Raw genomic sequence first — 20,268 nt, forward strand, 5'->3', positions numbered from 1 at the left:
CTGCCGGGCGCTCCCGCGGATGGCAGGGAACGGGCTCTTCGGAAGCCGCCGCGCGGCCGTTTCGGCCGGCGGGCCGCCCACCGCCCTTGAGCGGCACCGACCGCCCCGGAAGGCTCGGAGCAGCCGATCCAGGGAGGCTCATCATGACCACGCATCCTCTGCCGCCGAAGACATCCGTCCCCGGGCAACTGCGTGCCGGACTGCTCGACCAGGTGGAGGAGCGGCTGCGCGGCCTGCTGGCCGGGGAGTTCGACCGCTGGCACGCGGTGAACCCGAGGGCGGCGAGCCTGGTCGGTTCGATCACCGAGCTGGTGCGGGCGGGCGGCGACCGGGTCCGCCCCGCCATCTGCGTCACCGGCTACCTCGCCGCGGGCGGCGACCCCACCTCGACCGCGATCGTCGACGCGGCGGCCGCGCTGGAACTGCTCGACACCTGCTTCCTCATCCGCAGCGACATCCGCGACAACGCCCCGCTGCGGCACGGCATCCCCACCCTGCACGTCAGCCACGCCGCCGAGCACGAGCGCAGCGGCTGGCGCGGTGAGTCCCGGCGCTTCGGCGAGGGCACCGCGGTGCTCGCGGGCGATCTGGCGCTCGCCTACGCGGACCGGCTCGCGTCCCGGCTGCCCGCCGCCGCGTGGCAGCTGTGGGACGAGCTGCGCACCGAGCGTGTCATCGGCGCCCACACCGACGCCGCCTGCGCGACCGAATACCTCGACGACCCGTGGCCGGGCCGCTGCATCGCGGGCTGCGCCAAGGGCTGCGGGGCGGGCTGGTACGCCCTGCACCACCCGCTGCAGCTCGGCGCCGCGCTGGCCGGCCGACAGGACCTCGCCGCCTCGTACCGGGACTACGCCCGCCCGCTGCACGCCGCCTGGCGGCTGCGCGGCTTCCTGGAGGGCGGGCCCGGCTACGACTGGGACGCCCAGATGCTGCGCGAGGTGCTGCTCGGCACGGAGGAGCGGGACACGGCGGAGCGGATCATCTCCCAGCTCGTCGCCCGTGCCGACCGCGTCGTGGACGCCGCGCCGCTCGCCCCCGGCTGGCGCGACGAACTCGCCGCGTTCGCGATCCGGATCTCCGGCCTGTCGGAGTAACCCGGCCCCCGCACCATGAACCGGCCCTACGCGTCGGGCGCGGGGACCGGGACCGGGCGGGGCACGCCCGGCCGGATGCGGGCGAGCCAGCTGCGCAGGCCCTCCTTGCGCAGCTCGCCCCGGTCGTCCCTGGGCAGCGAACCGACCAGCTCCAGCCGGGTCGGCAGGAACGCGGCGGCGACGCCCCGGCCGGCCAGATGGTCCCGCAGTTCGACGAGGCCGGGCGGTTCCGCCTCGGTGGTGGGCACGACGACGGCGCACGGCATCTCGCCGTACTCCGGATCGACGTAGCCGACCACCGCGGCCTCGCGCACCCGGGGATGGGTGAGCAGCCGCTCCTCCAGCTCGGCCACCGGCACCAGGAAGATGCCGCCCAGCCGCTCACCGGCCCGCCGCATCACCTGGACGCCGCCGAGACCGTCGGCCTTGGCGAGGTCCCCGGTGTCGAGCCAGCCCTCGTCGCGGTCCCAGGTGATCAGCGGGGCCGGTCCGCCGCCGCGCTGCCACGTCGCCAGGCAGACGGAGGGACCGCGGACCCGGAGCTGGGACGTCCGCGCGTCGCCGACGCCCTCGGCGGGCACCACGGAGACCTCAAGACCCGGCAGCGGGCGCCCGTCGCTCTCGGCGTTGCGCTCGGCCGGGGTGTCGCCGCGGGTCACCGTGCCCATGCCCAGCTCCGGGGCGCCCCAGACGGTACGGACCGGGGCGCCCAGCGCCCCCGGCAGATCGGCGAGCAGCTGGGCCGGTGTGCTGGTGCGCCCGCCGGAGAGCAGCAGGCGCAGGGCGCCGAGCTCGCGGGGGCGGTGCCGCTGCGCGGCGAGCACCTCGGACCAGTAGACGGGCGCCGCGTACGCCTGGTTGACCCCGGCGGCGGCCATCAGGTCGAGGCAGCTGCCCGGATCCCAGACGTCCTGGTAGACCCCGGTGCCGCCGACCGCGAGCGGCCAGCAGACGCTGTAGAGCAGCGAGGCGAGGGAGGTGAGCGGCAGCGCCGAGTAGAAGACCTCGCCCGGCCGCCGGCCCGGTCCCGCAGGGTCCCGCTGGGTGCTGATGTTCGCGTACAGGGTGTTGGGGGTGTGCAGGGCGGCGGCGTAGGCGTCGCCCAGGCTCATGACGGTGATCATGAGGCTGATCCGGTCCGCCCGGTCGGAGCGCAGGCCCAACCGGCGTGCCCGCGGGCCGCGTTCGTGCGGGGTGCGCTGGAAGTACCCGGCGAAGTCGAGGGCTCCTGTCGCGGCGGCGTCACCGATCACCACGCGGTGCCGCAGCCAGGGCAGCGCCGGGGCGAGATCGGCGAGGGCCTGCGCGTGCGGGAAGCCCTCCCAGACGTCGGGCACCACACAGATCCGGGCCCGGCTGCCCTCCAGGATCCGCTCCAGGCCGTGCGCGCGCACGGTCGGCAGGACGGGAACGGCGAGCGCGCCCACCCGCAGACAGGCCAGGGTGAGCGCGGCGGCCTCCCACCAGCTCGGCAGCTGGAAGGCGACCGGATCGCCCGCGCCGATCCCGAGACTGTCGAGCGCGGCGGCGAACCGGTCGACGTACAGCGCGAGTTGTGCGTAGCTGACGGTGACCGTACGGCGGTCGGCGGGGCGGTGGATCCGCTGGGAGACGATCGCGGGCCGGCCGGGATCGGTGGCCGCGGTCCGGTACAGGTCGTACAGGAACGTCTCGTCCCGCCACCAGCCCTCGGCCCGGAACCGGGCCGCCACCTCCTCGGGCGGTGCGACGGCGGCCAGCAGCCCGGACAGGTGTCCGGTCGCCTGCTCCGCCGGGTCCGCGGCCGTCTCCGTACGCCCGTTCACGGTTACGGCCATCGGCCGACCGACCAGGCCACCTGCACCCGGGAGGTGCAGTTGAGCCGGCGCATCACCTGGCGGACGTGGTTGACCACCGTCCATTCGGAAATGCCGAGCTGACCGGCTATCTGCCGGTTGGTCAGACCCTCCGAGACGAGCATCGCGACCTGGACCTGGCGCGGGGTGAGCGGCTGGGCCGCCGGGCTCTCCTGCTCGGCGTGCGGGGCGGGCACGGCCGCCGCCAGCGCCTCCGCCACGGCCGCGCCGGGCGCCAGCCGCAGCCCCTCGGCCCACGCGGTGGCGAAGCCCGTCCAGTGCAGCCGCTCCCGCAGCCCGGCCAGCGCCTCCTCCAGCACCCCCCACCGCTCGTCGGGCACCTTGCCGCCGAAGCCGCGGCGCAGCGCGTCGGCGGCCGCGATCAGCCGGACGGCGCGCGGCTGCTGGCCGGGGGAGGCGCGGAGCAGCAGCAGGGCGAACGACTCCAGGGTGGCGGGGAGTTCGGTGCGCTCGCCGATCGAGTCGTACAGCCGCAGGCTCTCGCGCAACGCACGGTCCGCCGCGTCCAGGTCCCCGGCGTCCTCGGCGAAGGCCGCGGACTCGCGCAGCGCGGTCGCCAGTCCGCGCGGGTCGCGGATCCGCCGGTACGCGTCGAGCGCGCGGTCCAGCAGCTCCTTGCCCTTACGGGTCTCGCCCTGGACGCGCAGCGCCCCGGCCAGCGCGGTGCCGGCCTCGGCCGCGGGTCCCGCCGCGCCCAGCGACTCCAGGGTGGCCAGCGCGGGGCCGAGCGCCGCCTGCGCCCCGGACGGATCGCCCAGGAGCAGCAGCGCCCTGCCCATCCGCGCCGTCACCAGCGCGCCCTGCCGGCGGTCGCCGAGCCGCTTGCACAGCGCGAGCGCGCGGCGGTGCCGCCGTACCGCCATGTCCGGGTCGCCGAGCGCCGCGGTGAAGGTGCCCGACAGGTCGACGAGCCGGGCCCGCACCGGCTCCGGCAGCGTTCCGCCGCCGTCACCCGGCCCGTCCTCGGCGAGGCCGTCGCACCAGTCGAGGCCCTCGCGCAGCCGCCCCTGGACGAGCCACGGCTGCCGGCACGCGGTGACCAGCGCCGCGACGGCCTCCCGGTCGCCCCGGGCGCGCAGCCGGTGCAGCGCCGCGCTGATGTTGCCGCTCTCCGCGGCCAGGACCCCGAGCCACTTCTCCTGTTCGGTGCCGGCCAGCCGCGGTTCGGTGGCCGTCACCAGCCGCTGGTACTCGCTCGCGTGCCGGTCCAGCGCCGCGTCGGTGCCGCCCGCCTGCTCCAGTTCGGTGAGCAGGAACGACCGCACCGGCTCGGGGACGGCGAACCGGGGCTCGCCCAGCTCCTGGTCGACGACGGTCAGCAGGTTCTTGTCGATCAGCGTCTCCAGCACGTCCTCGGCGCCCACCCGGACCAGCATCGCCAGTCCGAATCCCCGCTCGAAGACGGCCAGCTGCTCCAGGTGCGCGCGCTGTTCGGGGTCCAGCTGCCGGCAGCTCCATCGCGCGAGCGCCGTCAGCGACCGGTGCCGTTCCGGCGCGTCCAGCGGGCCGCCGGCCAGGATCGTGGTCCGGTGCCGCAGCCGGGTGAGCAGGACGTGCGGCGGGAACAGCCGCAGCCGCCCGGCGGCCAGCTCGACGGCGAGCGGCAGCCCCTCCAGCAGAGCGCAGATCTCCGCGACGGCCGCGACGTTCTCCGCCGTCAGCGCGAAGCCGGGGTCGGCGTCCCGGGCCCGCCGGATGAACAGTGCGACCGACGGAACGTCCTGGACCTCCTGCACATCGGGTTCCGCCGCTGCGGCCGTCTCCGGCACCGGCAGCGGTGCGACGGGCAGCAGCCGCTCCCCGTAGACGCGCAGCGGCTCCTGGCCGGTGGCCAGCACCACCAAGTGATCGTTGGACGCGATGAGTTCGCCGATCCCGGCGACCGGGGGGACGTCCGGCTGGTCGCAGCCGTCGAGGACGAGCAGCACGTGCCCGTCCGGCACCCGGTCGGGCAGCGCCTCCCGCGCCAGGTCCACGCACCGCACCTCGTCGAAGAAGTCCGCCGCCCCGGCGGCGGCCTCCGCCGCGAGCCGGCTCTTCCCGACCCCGGCGGGCCCCGTCAGGGTCAGCAGCCGCACCGACGGATCCCGCAACCGCCCGGCCAGTACGACCGTTTCCGTCTCCCGCCCGACCAGACTCCGGCGCGGTCCGAACCGTTCAGGACCGGCCTGCGGGCGGTCGTGCCGCCGTTCCCGTTCCTGCTGCGATACCGGCATCGTTCCCCCTGCCCTCATAGGACGCGGTCATGGTCGGCCCCTCGGCCAAAGCAGTACTAAAACCTGGCGCCGGGCGTGCGGATCAGGCGGTAAGGGCCGAAAGACGGCCGGGCGCCGGGAGCGGCGACCGGCGTGGCGCCGGGGCCCGCAGCCGCCAGATGCCGGGGCGTACTTCGAGGTCGGTGGGCTTGCCTGCGGCCGGTGCCGGGTCACGCAGCGCCCGCAGCGCTCGGCGGGCGTACGCCTCCAGCCGGCGGTCCTTGAGCGCCGTGGCGAGGTCCAGGCACTGGGTGAACCGGGCCCGGGCCGCTTCCGGGCCCTCCGCCTCCAGGGCGAGCAGGGCCAGTGCGCGCAGCGCGTCGTACCGGCCGCGGGCCCGGGCCGGGGCGGCGAGGGCGGCCAGGGCCGGTTCGAGCAGGGCGGCGGCCGCGGACGTGTCGCCGTTGTCCAGGTGGAGGTCGGCGAGGCCGACCAGGGCGCGGCCGTACTCGTACGGGTCGTCGCAGAGTTCCGCGGTGTCCCGGGCCCGCGTGTACAGGTCGGCGGCTTCGGCGAGCCGCCGGTTCTGCCAGGCGAGGTCACCCAGCGAACGCAGCATCCGGGCCTCGCCCGCCCGGTCGCCGCTCTGCCGGGCGGCGTCGAGCGCGAAGGTGTGGGTGGCCTGCCAGTCGGCCCAGGAGGCGTGCGCCTCCAGATAACCGGTCATGGCGTCGACGAGACGCAGCGCGGCGGACCACAGCCCGGCGGCGTGCGCCGCGCGGACCGCGTGCACCAGGGCCGGCTGCTCCTGGGCGAACCATTCCTGCGGGTGGTCGGTGACCGGACCGGGGACAGCCACCGGTCCGGTCACCGGTCGCGGGGTGAGCGCCGCGTCGGCGCGCTCGGCGGCCTGCGTGTACGCCTCGCACATCCGCTCGGTGGCGGCGCGTGCCGACTCCGGGGTCTCCTCGGCGGCGAGGAGTTCGGTGGCGAGGATCCGCAGCAGCTCATGGAAGTGGTAGCGGCCCTGGCGGAGCCCGTCGTGCACGGACGCCTCCAACAGCCGCCCGTCGACCAGGTTCTCGACGATCCGGCCGGCCTCGCCCTCCTCCAGACCGAGGACGGCGGCCGCCGCCCACAGCCCGAACGGTCCTGCGGGCAGCAGCCCCAGGAGACGGAACGCGCGCTGCGCGGCGGGGGAGGAGTCCAGATAGGCGACCATCAGGGTGCCGCGCACGTCGAGATCGCCGAGCTGGAGCTCGGTCAGCCGGGAGCGTTCGTCGCGCAGCCGGGCGGCGAGCGAACCGGCGGTCCAGTGCGGCCGGGCGCGCAACTGGGCGGCCGCGATGTGCACGGCGAGCGGCAGATGCCCGCAGAGCTCCACGATCTCGGCCGCCGCAGCGGGCTCAGCGGCCGCCGGGCCGGGCCCCGCCAGCGCGTCGAAGAGCCGCAGCGACTCCTCGGGGCCGAGGGCGTCCAGCACCACCGGGCGGACGCCGCCGAGTCCTGCGGGCAGCCGGCGGCCGGTGATGAGAGCGGTGGAGCCCGCGGTGGCGGGCAGCAGCGGGCGCAGCTGCGCCTCGGAGGTGGCGTTGTCCAGGACCAGCAGGATCCGGCGGTCGGTGAGCAGATGGCGCAGCGCGTCCTGGAGGTCCTGCGCCTCGGCGGGCAGGGTGACCTGCGTTCCCGCGCGGCGCAGCAGCCGGGTCATCGCGTCCGCCGCGCCGAGCGGCCGTCCGGGGTCGGGTTCCAGGTCGAGGAAGATCCGGCCGTCGGGGAAGGCGTCGGCGCTGCGGTGCGCGGCCTCGACGGCCAGCGCCGTCTTGCCGACGCCGGGCTTGCCGGTGAGGGCGACGCTGGTCCCGGCCGGGGCGTCCCGCAGCAGCCGCTCCACCTCGGCGAGCACCGCATCGCGGCCGGTGAACGCGCCGTCCGCCGCGGGCAGCGAGGTGACGGCCTGGAACGCGGGCCGTTCGGGAAGGCTCTGCGCCGGCCCGTCCGCAGCACCGGATCCCGACCCGGTCGCCGTTCCGACGACGACTGCGCCGCCGTTGCCACCGTTGGAGCCCGAGCTCAGCAGCGCCGCGTCCCCGGCCAGAATGCGCCGGTGCAGCCGCTGGAGCCGGGGGCCGGGCTCGATGGCCAGCTCGTCGACGAGGGTGCGGCGCACCCGTCCGAACGTACGCAGCGCCTCCGCCTGCCGGCCGGTCCGGTACAGCGCCACCATCAGATGGGCGTGGAACTCCTCGCGCAGTGGGTGCTCCGAGGCCAGGGACTGCAGTTCGGCGATGAGCCCGCGGTGCCGGCCGAGCTGGAGGTCCGCGCGGATCCGCTGGTCGAGCGCCGTCATCCGGGCCTCGGTCAGCCGGACCGCCGCACCGCCCAGCAGCGGGCCGTGCGGGGTGTCCGAGAGCAGCGGTCCGCGCCACAGCGCGATGGCCCGCTGCTGCAGTTCCGCGGCGGACGCGTAGTCCTCCGTCTCCAGGGCCTTGCGTCCGCGGGCGTGCAGCTCCTCGAACGTGGTCATGTCGAGCCGGTCGGGCTCCAGCCGCAGCAGATAGCCGGGCGGGCGGGTCAGCAGGGTGTCGCGGCCGTGCTCGGGGTCCGCGGAGTGCAGCAGCTTGCGCAGCTGGGAGACGTAGACCTGCAGGGTCGTGGTGGCGGTGCGCGGCGGGTTGTCCTGCCACAGCTCGTCGATCAGGCTCTCGACCGACACCACCTCGTTCGCCCGCACCAGCAGGGCGGCCAGCACGACGCGCAGCTTGGCGGCGCGCGGTGTGTAGGAGACGGCGGGCGTGGCGGCGCCGTCGGGTCCGGCCTCCGGCCCGTCGTCCCCACCGATCTCCATCGGGCCCAGAATCCAGAATCTCATCGCGTTACCCCCGTCCCGCTCTGCGTTCCCGCGTGCAAGGTTTGTGCAAGGCCTGCTGTCGTACGTACAAGGACCGGTCGGTGGCGCCGGGTCAGAAGTCCTGGACCACGGTGGTCCTGGCCTCCGCTACGGCACGCCGCCGCTGCGTCACCGTCAGCGTCACGGGCACGGCCGGCCGGCCGTACTCGTCCCGGCCGAGCGCCCCCGGCACCGCCGTGCAGCGCAACGGCAGTTCGGGCTCCGCGTAGCTGCGGAAGTGCACCTCGGACGAGGTCGGCGTACTGCGTGCGGGGGCGAGCCCGAAGGCCCGGCCGGCCGCCAGCAGCGAGGTCTGGCGCAACGACTCCAGCAGATGCGTCCCCGACAGGTGGCCGCCCTCGGGGGCGAAGACCGGATTCGGGTTGTCGGTCAGCACCCACGTCGTGAGCCGGCCGCGCGAGGACTCCGACGGCTCGCTGACCACGACGTTCGAGACCGCGGAGCGGCCGACCTCGGCCGGGTCCACCGGCCGCAGCGCCCCGTCCGGGGCATCGTCCAGCTCCGGTGCGGCGCGCAGCGCCTGGCGGTTGTGGGCCAGGTGGTTGCGGTGCAGCTGCGGCATCAGGAAGACCAGCCCCGCCGTGCCGGTGCAGCACGGCATGTCGTTGATCTTCACGTCGATCTGGAAGTCGAGGCCGCGCGGTACGCCGTTCATCGCGTTCGCGGGCTTCGCGGTGATGCCCGTCGTCATCCTCGCCGTGCCCGAGTCCGTCGCGTTGGCCCAGTCGGTGCGCCAGGCGCGCAGCTCGGTGAGGTGCAGGTTGAAGCCGAAGAAGAGCCCCGGCCGGTCCTGCGGCACCCCGAAGTAGCGGTGGCCGACGAACTCGCCGATCTCCCGGATCGTCTCCGTGACGATCTGTGCGTCATGGAAGTGGCCGGGACCGTCGTTGAACAGCGGATGCGCCCGCGGCAGCTCACCGGCCAGCACGAAGTGTTCCTCCCCGACGCTCGGGGCATCCAGCAGGTAGTGGTCCCACGACGGCGGGCAGTGGATGAGGTGGCGGGTGCCGTTGCCGAGTGCCAGTTCAGCGGTGGCCGCGCTTTTTACTGTCATGGCGTCTCCTTGGTCCGGCGTCTTCCCCGCGGATGCGGCGTCGGGAGTCTCCTCGTCCAAGGTTCCGGAGCCAGGGGGGTCCGGGCCAGCTGAGAGCGGTGGCAGCAAGCTGCACGGCCGGAACTCCGCCCCGTTGATCCTCCGGTGAGGCTTTAGCGAAGCCCATGAGGTCAGGCGCACTCTCGTACCGCTGCCCCCGCTCCCTTACTCCCCCGCATGGGAGCCCTGGGCAACCCGCGAGCCCCGCCCCCGGGTCTTCCCCCGGACCCCTGGGCGGGGCCTTCGCTATACCCGGGCGCCTCGGGCCCCTCGCTCCTAGAGGTGACGGCCGCCGCGCCCCACCAGATGGGCGACCTGCGTACGGGACACGACACCCAGCTTCTTGAAGATCCGGCTCAGATACGTCTCCACGGTCTTGGGGCTGAGCTGCATCCGCCCCGCGATCTGCTGATTGGTGAAGCCCGCGCTGACGAGCACGGCGACCTGGACCTCACGGCGGCTCAGCGACGCCAGCTCGACGGCGCCGGGCCCGTCCGGCAGGTCGGCCGTCAGGTCCTCCGCGTCCATCGCGTCCGTCATCGCGGACAGTGGCATCGGCTTGCGGGCGGGTGCGGCGGTCACCTGCGTGCTTCCCTGCGCTGTTCCCTGCGTCGATCCCTGCGTCGATCCCTGCGCGGTGGCCCGCAGCGCCCGGCCCTGCGCGCCGTAGCGCCAGCCGGCGTCGGTGGCGCGCAGGACGAGGCCCGCGACGGCCGGGTGCCGGAAGCGGAAGCGGCGCAGATGGCCGTCGGGCCGGATGAGGCCCTCGCTCTGCAGATCGTCGAGCCCGCCGAGCACCCGTTCCAGCGGCAGTTCCGCCACCTCGGCGACGGTGCCGGGCGTGAACGGGTCGCCGAGCAGGGCGGCGGCGCAGGCGGTCCGCCAGGCCACCGGGGACAGCGCGCGGAAGTCCACGGAAGCGGCGTCCGGATTGACCGGCAGCCGGCCCGCGTCCCGCAGGGCGTGCAGCAGCCCCGGTACCCCGGCTGCGTCGCGCAGCAGCAACTGGCGCCGGATCGGGTCGAGTCCGGGCGGCAGCAGCGCGGCGGCGTCCCGCTCGGGGAGCGGGGCGACGTCCAGGTGTCGCCAGGACGGCGTGGCGCCGTGTGCCCGCAGGGTACGCAGCGATGAGAGATGGCGCGCGGTGGGGGAGTCGCGGTAGGCGAGCGCGATGAGCACCGGTGCCTGCGGCGGATGCCGGACCAGGTGGTCCAGGAGCTGCAGCGATAGCGGATCGGCCCGGTGCACGTCGTCGAGGACCAGCAGCAGTCCGTTCGCCTCCGCCGCCCGTCCGATCAGGGCGCGCATCGCGCGGATCAGCCAGTACGCGTCCGGGTCGGCCGGGACCGGCCCGGACGGCTCCTGGCGCCCCGCGGCCAGCGCGGGAAAGACCCCGGCGAGCCGGTCCGCCTCCCCGGGGCCCAGCCGTTCGGCCAGGTCGGGGCCGATGCGCGCCAGCTGGTCGTCGAGCGCGTCGACGAACACCTCGAACGGCACGGGTCCGCCGAGCCGTCCGGCCCGGCCCGCGGCCACCGTCCAGCCGCCGTCGTGCGCCGCGGCGATCAGCTCCGCCAGCAGCCGGGACTTGCCGACCCATGGCTCACCGGCCAGCGAGACGATCCGCGCCGACGTCCGGGCGAGCCGCAACGACTCCTCCAGGAACAGCAGTTCCTTGTGACGGCCGACCGGTGCGGAGCCGGTGGCCTGCGACAGGGCGGTCTCCACAGGCGGCACGTTGTCCTCGCTGTCCTCGGTGATTCCAGGGTCCCGGTGATCTCGGCGGCACTCGCAGCGTGCCCGCCCCCGGGGGACCCGGCCAAGAGCGTTCCCCTGTCCGGAAGCTGCACGACAGGAAGTGCCATGTGGGGGAATTCCCCGACTTCCGCCAAGGCTGCCCGTTGGTCAGGCTCGGGGGCAAGTGGGCCTGGCGGCATCCCGCCACGTCCCCGACCGATGTCGGAGGAGCACGTCATGACGGCCGTCGAACCCGAACAAGCTGTCCTGCCGGCGCGGCCCCGACCGCAGGCCGCGCCCGCCGTCCCGGGCGCGCGCCTGCGCTTCGGCTACGCCTCCGGCTCGCTGGTCACCGGAACGTTCAACACCCTGCCGGGCCTTCTGCTGCTGCCCTATCTGACCGACACCCTCGGTATCGGGGCCGCCCTGGCCGGCACGGTCGTGCTGCTCCCCAAGGTGTGGGACGCGGTACTCAACCCGCTGGTCGGCCGGGCGAGCGACCGCACCCGGACGCGCTGGGGCGCGCGCCGGCCGTATGTGCTGCTCGGCGGTCTCGCCGCGGCCCTGACGTTCGCGCTGATGTTCTCGGGCGTGGCGGCCGGTACGGCGGGCGCCTGGTTCACCGGCGCCGGATTCCTGCTCTCCGCGACGGCCTTCGCGTTCTTCCAGGTGCCGTACGCGGCCATGCCCGCCGAGATCACCACCCGGCGCCAGGACCAACTGCGGTTGGTCGGCGGCCGGGTGGCCGTCATCGGTATCGCCGCGCTGATCGCCGGCGCCGCGGGACCCGCCATCGCGGACGCGGGCGGCGGGGGCATTCCCGGACACCGCTGGGTCGGCCTGTTCGGCGCGCTCGTCATCACCGCCGGAGCGGTCGGCGCCTTCCTCGGCACGGCCGGAACCCGCGGTGACCGGGTCCTGGAGAGCGAGCCGAGCCTGCGCCACCAGTTCGCCGTGGCCCGCGCCAACGCCCCGTTCATGGCGCTGCTGCGCTGCGGCGTCGTCCAGTCCCTCGCGACCGGCTTCATGCTCGTCGGAGCCCCGTACTTCACCGACCACGTGCTGCACGATTCGGACGCCACCGGGCTGGTCGTCGGCGCCTTCGTCCTGCCGAACCTGCTCACCGTCAACCTCTGGTCGCGGCTCGGCTCCCGTATCGGCAACCGCCAGGGATACGCCACCGCCTGCGGGCTCTTCATCGCCGGCTGCCTGCTGCTGCTCGCCTCGCCGGACCTGCCCGTCGCCGTGGTCGCCGTCGCCATCGCCGTGACCGGCACCGGGCACGCCGGCCAGCTGCTCTTCCTGTACGCGATGCTCACCGACCGCACCACCCACGACACCGAACGCACCGGCCGCCGCCAGGCCGGTGTCTTCTCCGGCGTCTTCACCACCGGCGAGATGCTCGGCCTCGCCCTGGCGCCCTTCCTCTACGGGCTGGTCCTGCAGATCTTCGGCTATGCCTCGTCCACCGACGGCGAGTCCGCCCAGCAGAGCTCCACGGCCGAACTGGGCGTGCTGCTCGGCTTCACCCTGCTGCCGGTCCTCGCGACCGCCGCCGCCCTGACGCTGCTGCGCGGCTACGACCGGCTGGTCGCGGCGGCCTGAGGGGTTCCGCCGCGCGGGGCGCGGCCGTCAGCGCAGCCGCGGTGGTTCCGCGCTGCCCGGCGGCACCCCGGCGGGCAGCCGGTGGACCGGCCCGTCGGGGGAGCGGAGCTCAACGGCCCCGGCGGTGTCGTCGGTGACCGTGCCGACGATGGCGGCCTGGCGGCCGTACGGGTGGGAGCGGAGCGCGGCGAGGACCGCGTCGGCCGCCGCCGGTGGCGCGAAGAGGCACATCGAGCCGGCGTTCGCGGTGTGCAGCGGTGCCAGGCCCAGCAGTTCGAAGGCGGGCCGCGCCTCGTACTGGACGGGAAGCGCCCCCTCGTCGATCCGCAGCGTGAGCCCGCGGGCCGTCGCGCAGGTGCGCAGCGTCGCGGCGAGTCCGCCCGAGGTGATCGGTGCGGCGGCCCGGACCGCGCCCGGCGGCAGCCCGTTCAGCAGGGACGTCAACGGAGCGCAGTCGCTGGGCACATGGTGTTCGAAGCCGAGTCCGGCCCGCAGCGACAGCAGATGGACGGCGTGGTTGCCGAGCGGCGCGGTCACCAGGACGCGGTCGCCGGGCCGTACCGCGCCCAGCGACAGCGGCGGACGGCGGTGGACCCCGATGCCGGTGGCGGTGAGGAACAGCTGGTCGGCGTCGCCCGCACGCACCACCCGGGTGTCGACGGCGGCGATGGCGATCCCCGCCTCATGGGCGGTGTCGCGGATGGACTCCGTGATGCGGTGCAGGAGTTGCAGCGGTGTCCCGGCCTCGACGATCAGCCCGAGCGTGAGGGCGTACGGGTCGGCTCCGGTCGCGATGAGCGCGTTGACGGTGCCGGCCACCGCGAGCCGGCCGAGGTCGCCGTTGCCGAAGAACGGCGGGTCGACCACGTAGCTGCCGGTACGGACGGTGAGCGGCTCGCCGGACAGCGGCGGGAGCCCGCCGGGCGCGAGCCCCGGTCCGAGGACGTCCAGGACCAGAGCCGTCAACTGCCGTGGGCCGGGTCCGGAGTCGTCGGCGAGCGCGACCTGCCCGACCGGCCAGGAATTCACATCCATTATCAAGGAAGGCTCCCCCGTGAACCGGCCGAATAGGCCCTCAGAGCCCGGACGGGCACGGTCGCACCATGTTCCCCGTGGGCCCTTTCACGGTAGTCGGGGGAAGTTCTGACAGCAGGTCGACAGGGGGTGCTAGGGGGCAGGAAAGGGGGTCTGGACCACAATTCCCCTTACCTAGACTCGGAGTCCGAATTCAGCAGGGATCGGCCGAGGACAGGATGGACGGGAATGGCTGACGTCAGGACCCGGGTGGCAGAGGCGTTCGACCGGGCGGACCGGCTCGACCCGGTACTCGGTACGTATCTCGGCCGGTTCACCGAACAGGCCGCCGCCGCGGCGGAGCAACTGGACACCGCCGTGGCGGACGGTGCCGAGGCCGGGCCGCTGCACGGGCTGACGCTGGGCGTGAAGGATGTCTTCGCGACCCGTGAGGCGCCCGCGACCTGCCAGAGCCGGGTGCACGACGCGGACTGGTGGGCCGGGCGCGACGCCGTACCGGTCGCCCGGCTGCGGGCGGCGGGCGCGGTACCGCTGGGCCGCACCACCATGGCGGAGCACGCGCTGGGCCGGCCCGACCCGGCGCTGGACTTCCCGGTGCCGCGCAACCCGTGGGACCTCAACCGCTGGACGGGCGGCTCCAGCTGCGGCAGCGCCAACGGGCTGCCCGCCGAGCTGTTCGACGTCGGCCTCGGCACGGACAGCAACGGCAGCATCCGCATCCCGGCGGCGCTGTGCGGCGTCACCGGCTTCAAGCCCACCCACGGCCTGGTCCCCGACGGCGGCTGCCGCCCGCTGAGCCGCTCGCTGGACGTCGTCGGCCCGCTGGCCCGCAACGTCAGGGACTGCGCGAGCACCCTCGCGGTGCTGGCCGGGCGGCCGGACGCCACCGGCTGGCGGACCGACCTGCGCGGCGCCCGCATCGGCGTTCCGGCGAAGGCGCTCGAGGAGTCGGCGCAGCTGTCGGAGGACTGCGCGGCGGCGTTCGCCGGCGCCCTCGAAGAGCTGCGGGAAGCCGGCGCCGAGATCGTCACCGTGGAACTCCCCGAGGTGTACCCGCTGTTCGCGGCGCAGTTCATCACCCTCCTCGCGGAGGCGTTCGAGCTGCACGGCGCCGGGCTGCGCACCCGCTGGGCGGAGTACGGGCGGCCGTTCCGCCGGACCGCCGTCCTCGGCGGCCTGGTCGGCGCGCCCACCTATCTGCACGCACAGCGGGTCCGCGCCTCGGCCGCCGCGAGCCTGCGCGAACGCTTCGACGGCCTCGACGCGATGGCCACCCCGACCTGGCCGACCACCGCGCCCCGTTACGACGACCCCGCCGCGCTGGGCACCGTCTCCTGGCTGCCCGGCCTGTGGAGCGCCGTCGGCTTCCCGGCGGTCGCGGTCCCGATGGGCTTCGGCGGCGACGGCATGCCGCTGTCGTTGCAGCTCGCGGGCCTGCCGTGGAGCGACTTCGGGCTCGCGGCGCTCGCCGACGTCTACCAGTCGAACACCAACTGGCACCTGCGCCGCCCGGACCTCGCCGCCGGATCGCTGCCCGCCGCCGTCCCGGTCTCCGAACCGCAGGCGTCCCCGGGCGACCCGGAGAAGCAGCGGTGGCTCGCCGCCGCGCTGCGCGACACCGGAGTGGACGTCGACGACGCCGAGGTCGCGGAATTCACCGGGATGTGGGGGCTCACCTCGATGCTGTTCGGCTTCCTTCCCGAACTCCCGGTGGACCAGGGCCCGCTGATGCCCACCCTGCCCCCTCTGTGAGGAGAACCATGACCAGCACCGCCCCTACCACCAGCAATCAGTACATCCGGCGCTACCACACCGCCCTCGCGGGCACCCCGCGCCTGGTCTGCTTCCCGCACGCCGGCGGATCGGCGAGCTTCTACTTCCCGGTGTCGCAGGCGCTCGCCCCGGACATCGACGTACTGGTCGTGCAGTACCCGGGCCGGCAGGACCGGCGCAAGGAACCGCTCATCGACACCATCGCGGAGCTCGCCGACCGGGTCTTCGAGGACCTGCGGGAGTTCGCCGACGAACCGCTGACGTTCTTCGGCCACAGCATGGGCGCCACGGTGGCCTTCGAGGTCGCCCGGCGCATGGCGGACGCCGGCCTGCCCGCGCCCGCCCGGCTGATCGCCTCCGCCCGCCGCGCCCCGTCCCGTGCCCGCGCCGACCGGGTGCACCAGAAGGACGACGAGGGCCTGATCACGGAGTTGCGCCGGCTCAGCGGAACCGATTCGCGGGTGCTGGGCAACGAGGAGATCATGCGGCTCGCCATCCCCTCGATCCGCAACGACTACAAGGCGGTCGAGACCTACCGCGCGGACGCCGGGGTGCGGATCGACTGCCCCGTCACGGTGTTCGTCGGCGACGACGATCCGACGACCACGCTCGCCGAGGCCGCTGCCTGGAGCGACCACACCACCGGCGCCTGCGAGCTCCAGGTGTTCCCCGGCGGCGGCCACTTCTACCTCGCCGACCGGCCGAAGGAAGTGCTCGACGCCATCACCCGGCGCATGGGCGTGGCCGTCGCGGGCTAGCGGCTGTCCGACCCCTGCGCTCGTGACGGTTAGGGGTGCGGCGGGCGTGCCTAGGGGGTCCGCCCGTCAGCACCTTTCGTCTAGCGTCATGCCAACGGAAGAATTCCTGGAATCGGCTGGATTGGGAATCACGTGAGTCTCCTTTCATGGAAATCGCTGACAAAAGGCGACCGGGACGAATTGATTCTGTCGGTCGATTTCAGCACCAGCGGGCGCACCCAGGCGAGTTTCGCCGACTTCGCTCCCCGGCTGGACCCGCCCGCCGCCGCTTTCTGGACGACGCTCCCGCCGACCGCGGACGACGCGGTCGCCCTCGACGGCTATGTCGACTGGTGGCTCACCGACGTACGGGAGAGCGGCCGGCGCGTCACCGCCGTCCTCGGCTACTGCGCGGGAGCGGTCTTCGCCGCCGCGCTCGCCGAACGGATCGGTGCGTGGCAGGACACCCCGGCCCTGGTGCTGTTCGACCCCGAACTGCCCAACACGGTCGGCCTGTACAAGGACTTCCACGCCGCGGGCGACTCGCTCGCCTCGCTGCTGATGCCCGAGGAACTGACCGAGTTCCACGAGGCGGGACGGCAGATCGAGCGGCGCTACGCCGACGACCTCGCGGCAGTCGGCCCCGAACTCGCCCTGATCTTCACCCGCGCGGTGGGCACCGCCGCCGAACGCCTCGAACTCGACGACGACATCCGCGACGATCTCGCCGGAGTCTTCGGCTCGCTGGTCGGCTACCTGGCCGCCGCCTCGTCCATCGACCCGCTGCCGCTGTGGGCCCGCGGCATCGCGATCACCTCGGGCCCGCCGGCGTACCCCGTCGGCCGGGAGATCCGCTTCGACGTCGACCACGACGACCTGCTGCGCATCAACGGCGTCGCCCGCGCCCTGTCGGAGCTGCTCTCCGGCGACCGCACCGAATCAACCGCAGGCAGGTGACCCATGGCTGACCACGGGGGAATCGACGCCGGTCCGCGCGGGACCGGCACGACCGACAGTACGGACGGCGGGCTGCTGCCCGCCCGGATCGAGGAGCAGGTACGGCGCACGCCCGGGGCCGTCGCGGTCTCCGACGGCGGTACTGAACTCACGTACGCCGAACTGAACGCACGGGCGAACCGCCTCGCGCACCACCTGATAGCCGGCGGCGCGGGACCCGAACAGCTCGTGGCCGTCGGGATGCGCCGCTCCCTCGATCTGGTGGTGGCGTTCCTCGCCGTGCTCAAGGCCGGGGCCGCCTATCTGCCGCTGGACCTGGACAACCCGGCCGAGCGGCTCACGTTCATGATGGCCGACGCCCGGCCCGCGCTGCTGGTGACCACCGCGGCCGAAGCCGGCTCCGCCACCGGCGACCAGCCGGTGATCGCGCTCGACGACCCGGAGACCGCCGCCCTCGTCGCGGCGGCCCCGGCCACCGACCCCGGTGACGCCGACCGGACCGCGCCGCTGCGCCCGGACAACCCGGCGTACGTCATCTACACCTCGGGATCGACCGGCCGGCCCAAGGGCGTCGTCGTCACGCACCGCCCGCTGGCCGCCTACCTCGACTACGCCCGCGCCACCTACCCCAGCGCGGCGGGCCGGGCCCTGCTGCACTCCTCCGTGGCCTTCGACATGACCGTCACGACCCTGTACGCGCCGCTGATCTCCGGCGGCCGCGTCCAGGTCGGCCCGCTGGAGGAGGTGCGCGAGCGGCCCACGTTCCTGAAGGTCACCCCGTCGCACATGGCGCTCCTCGCGACGCTGCCGCCGGAGTCCGCGCCCACCGGGGAACTGGTGGTGGGTGGTGAACTGCTGCTCTCCGAGACCGTCGAGACGTTCCGCAAGGACAACCCGGGCGTCACCGTCGTCAACGAGTACGGCCCGACCGAGGCCACCGTCGGCTGCTGCGTGCACATCCTGGCGCCGGACGACGAGCTGCAGCCCGGCGCGGTGTCCATCGGACGCCCCACCCACGCCAGTGAACTCCACGTCCTGGACGGGTCCCTGCGGCCCGTCCCGGCGGGGAGGACCGGCGAGCTGTACATCGCGGGCGGCCAGCTGGCCCGCGGCTACCTCAACCGGCCGGGACTGACCGCGGAACGCTTCGTCGCCGACCCGTTCGGCGCCCCCGGATCGCGGATGTACCGGACCGGCGACCGGGTGCGCCGCTCGGCCGACGGCACCCTGGACTTCCTCGGCCGGTTCGACGGCCAGGTCAAGATCCGCGGCTTCCGCATCGAACTGGGCGAGATCGAGTCCGCGCTGCTGCGCCGGCTGGAGGTCGGCCAGGCCGCGGTGACGGTCCATCAGGAGGGCGCAGGCAGCGCCCACCTGATCGCCTATGTGGTGCCGTCGTCCAAGGGCGGCATCGACGTCGGCCGGCTGTCCGCGTACGCCGCCGAGACGCTGCCCGAATACATGGTCCCCAGCGTGATCCTCACCCTGGACGCCCTCCCGCTGAACGCCAACGGCAAGCTGGAGGCCGGCTCCCTGCCGGTTCCCCGCTTCGCCTCCCTGACCGCGTTCCGCGCCCCGTGGACCGAGGTCCAGACGCTGCTGTGCGAGCTGTTCGCCCAGTACTCCGGGGCGGCCAGGGTCGGCGTCGACGACGACTTCTTCGCGCTCGGCGGCACCAGCCTCGGAGCCGCCCAGGTGGCCAACAAGGCCCGCAGGAGCGGCGTCCGCTTCAGTCTCCAGGACGTGGTCGACCACCGCACCGCGCTGCGGCTGGCCGCGGCCGTCTCCGAGGACTCCGACGACGCGGCTCCGGTCCCCTCGCTCTCCACCACGTAGGTCCCGTACCACCACACAGGTCCCGTAGCGCCGCACAGGTCCCGTACGTCCCTCCTGCCCTTCGGTCTTCAACCAGTAGAGGATGAACACGATGTCGCTCTTGCAACTCGCGGGCATGGGGTGGATCTCCCGCTCGCTCAGCGTCGCCGCCCGGCTCGGTATCGCCGACCACCTCGCGGACGGTCCCAAGTCGCCCGCGGAGCTCGCGCAGCTCACCGACTCCGACCCGGACGGGGTGCTGTACCTGCTGCGGGTGCTCGGCATCGTCGGCGTCTTCAAGGAGAACGAGGACGGCACGTTCGAGCACACCGAGACGTCGCAGCCGCTGCGCGACGACCACCCGCAGTCGATGCGCTACTGGTGCGTACTCGGCGGCGAGATGTACTACGACGTCTGGCGCGACCTGCTGACGACCGTCAAGACCGGCAAGCCGGCCTCCCAGTCCGAGTACGGCGGCTCCATCTACGCCTACATGGACCAGGACACCGACGCCGGCGAGATCTACGACAAGGCCATGGCGGACATCACCCGCCCGGCCGCCGCCGAACTCGCCCGTGACTTCGACTTCTCGTGGATCCGCAAGGTCGTCGACATCGGCGGCGGCACCGGCCACCTGCTCAAGGGCATCCTGGGCGCGCACCCCGACGTCGAGGGCGTCGTCGCCGACCGCGCCGACGTCGCCGAGCGCGGCACCAAGGAACTCGCCGCCACCGGCAACGAGGACCTCATCCGCCGGCTGACGTTCGTCGAGTCGGACTTCTTCGCGGAGGTTCCGGCGGGCGGCGACGCGTACTTCCTCAAGAACGTACTCCACAACTGGAGCCCGGACAGCAGCGTCAAGATCCTGGAGACCGTGCGCAAGGCCATGGTCCGCACCGTCGAGGACTCCGAGGGCCTGGCGGCCGAGCCGGTGCTCTTCGTGATCGAGCCGCTGCTCGGCCACGACAACGCGTCCGCGATCCGCTCGCTCTTCCAGATGGTCGTCTGCGAGGAGGGCACCCGTATCCGCTCCGAGCCGGACATGCGCAAGCAGGCGGAAGGCGCCGGCTTCGAAATCCGCTCGATCAAGCACCTGTCCACGGAGCACAGCGTGGTCGAAATGATCCTGGCCCGGGACTGACGGGACAGAAAGGAAGCATTCGTATGTGGGACGCCCAGTTCGAAGAAATCGTCAGGCCCCATCTCTCATTCCTGCCCGAGGACGCCGAATTCACCCCCGAGCTCGATCTCCGGGAATTCGGCCTCGACTCCCTCGGCATCGTCGACCTGCTGATCGCGCTGGAGAACGCGTACGACGTCAAGTTCACCGACGACGCGCTCGCCATGGAGACGTTCGAGACGCCGGGCGCGTTGTGGGGAACGCTGTCGGGTCTCCTGGTCCCCGTCGGCTGACGGTCGGCCGACCGGTCGGTTGACCGGCCGGCCGGTTGACTGGCGAA

The 20,268-nt window shown here is 73.8% G+C and carries 14 protein-coding genes; 8 read left to right on the top strand and 6 right to left on the bottom strand.

Annotated elements, in window-relative coordinates; genetic code table 11:
- Window positions 1-143: 143 nt before the first annotated feature.
- Complete coding sequence (locus tag G3I60_RS12080; protein WP_232484643.1) at window positions 144-1,097, top strand: polyprenyl synthetase family protein; 954 nt, start codon at window positions 144-146, stop codon at window positions 1,095-1,097.
- A 26-nt stretch (window positions 1,098-1,123) separates the two neighbouring features.
- Here the strand turns inward: G3I60_RS12080 and G3I60_RS12085 are convergent, their stop codons facing one another.
- The 5 genes from G3I60_RS12085 to G3I60_RS12105 form a co-directional block, all read right to left on the bottom strand.
- Window positions 1,124-2,914, bottom strand: coding sequence for an AMP-binding protein (locus G3I60_RS12085; RefSeq protein WP_164293334.1), 1,791 nt, complete (start codon window positions 2,912-2,914; stop codon window positions 1,124-1,126).
- Window positions 2,905-5,169, bottom strand: a complete 2,265-nt coding sequence (locus G3I60_RS12090) for a LuxR C-terminal-related transcriptional regulator (RefSeq protein WP_164293335.1) — start codon at window positions 5,167-5,169, stop codon at window positions 2,905-2,907. The genes G3I60_RS12085 and G3I60_RS12090 overlap by 10 nt, the downstream gene beginning before the upstream one ends.
- 82 nt (window positions 5,170-5,251) lie before the next feature.
- Window positions 5,252-8,020, bottom strand: coding sequence for an AfsR/SARP family transcriptional regulator (locus G3I60_RS12095; protein WP_164293336.1), 2,769 nt, complete (start codon window positions 8,018-8,020; stop codon window positions 5,252-5,254).
- 91 nt (window positions 8,021-8,111) lie between these two features.
- Complete coding sequence (locus G3I60_RS12100; protein WP_138350844.1) at window positions 8,112-9,113, bottom strand: AfsA-related hotdog domain-containing protein; 1,002 nt, start codon at window positions 9,111-9,113, stop codon at window positions 8,112-8,114.
- 315 nt (window positions 9,114-9,428) lie between these two features.
- Window positions 9,429-10,877, bottom strand: coding sequence for an AAA family ATPase (locus G3I60_RS12105; RefSeq protein WP_164293337.1), 1,449 nt, complete (start codon window positions 10,875-10,877; stop codon window positions 9,429-9,431).
- 246 nt (window positions 10,878-11,123) lie between these two features.
- On the opposite strand from G3I60_RS12105, the gene G3I60_RS12110 reads away from it, so the two are divergent.
- Window positions 11,124-12,491 carry an MFS transporter gene (locus G3I60_RS12110; protein ID WP_164293338.1) on the top strand — a complete coding sequence of 456 codons (1,368 nt, stop codon included), beginning with the start codon at window positions 11,124-11,126 and terminating at the stop codon, window positions 12,489-12,491.
- A gap of 27 nt (window positions 12,492-12,518) precedes the next feature.
- Here G3I60_RS12110 and hypE read toward each other — a convergent pair whose 3' ends face one another.
- Window positions 12,519-13,526 (bottom strand): hydrogenase expression/formation protein HypE, encoded by a 1,008-nt coding sequence (hypE, locus tag G3I60_RS12115; protein ID WP_164293339.1) that lies wholly within the window; start codon window positions 13,524-13,526, stop codon window positions 12,519-12,521.
- Window positions 13,527-13,754: 228 nt separating this feature from the next.
- Between hypE and G3I60_RS12120 the strand changes: the two genes are divergently transcribed.
- The 6 genes from G3I60_RS12120 (at window position 13,755) to G3I60_RS12145 (ending at window position 20,221) form a co-directional block, all read left to right on the top strand.
- Complete coding sequence (locus G3I60_RS12120) at window positions 13,755-15,278, top strand: amidase (RefSeq protein WP_164293340.1); 1,524 nt, start codon at window positions 13,755-13,757, stop codon at window positions 15,276-15,278.
- A gap of 8 nt (window positions 15,279-15,286) precedes the next feature.
- The gene (locus G3I60_RS12125; RefSeq protein ID WP_164293341.1) at window positions 15,287-16,057 is read left to right on the top strand and encodes a thioesterase II family protein; all 771 of its coding nucleotides are present in this window, start codon (window positions 15,287-15,289) and stop codon (window positions 16,055-16,057) included.
- A gap of 180 nt (window positions 16,058-16,237) precedes the next feature.
- The gene (locus tag G3I60_RS12130; RefSeq protein WP_164293342.1) at window positions 16,238-16,993 is read left to right on the top strand and encodes a hypothetical protein; all 756 of its coding nucleotides are present in this window, start codon (window positions 16,238-16,240) and stop codon (window positions 16,991-16,993) included.
- A 3-nt stretch (window positions 16,994-16,996) separates the two neighbouring features.
- Entirely contained in the window at window positions 16,997-18,829 is a 1,833-nt protein-coding gene (locus G3I60_RS12135) for an amino acid adenylation domain-containing protein (protein WP_164293343.1), read from the top strand.
- 91 nt (window positions 18,830-18,920) lie between these two features.
- Window positions 18,921-19,949: a methyltransferase gene (locus G3I60_RS12140; protein ID WP_164293344.1), complete on the top strand. Its 1,029-nt coding sequence runs from the start codon at window positions 18,921-18,923 to the stop codon at window positions 19,947-19,949.
- 23 nt (window positions 19,950-19,972) lie between these two features.
- Entirely contained in the window at window positions 19,973-20,221 is a 249-nt protein-coding gene (locus G3I60_RS12145) for a phosphopantetheine-binding protein (RefSeq protein ID WP_138350835.1), read from the top strand.
- The last annotated feature ends 47 nt before the right edge of the window (window positions 20,222-20,268 follow it).

The organism is Streptomyces sp. SID13666, assembly GCF_010548325.1.
In the GTDB taxonomy this organism is placed as follows: Bacteria; Actinomycetota; Actinomycetes; order Streptomycetales; family Streptomycetaceae; genus Actinacidiphila; species Actinacidiphila fildesensis.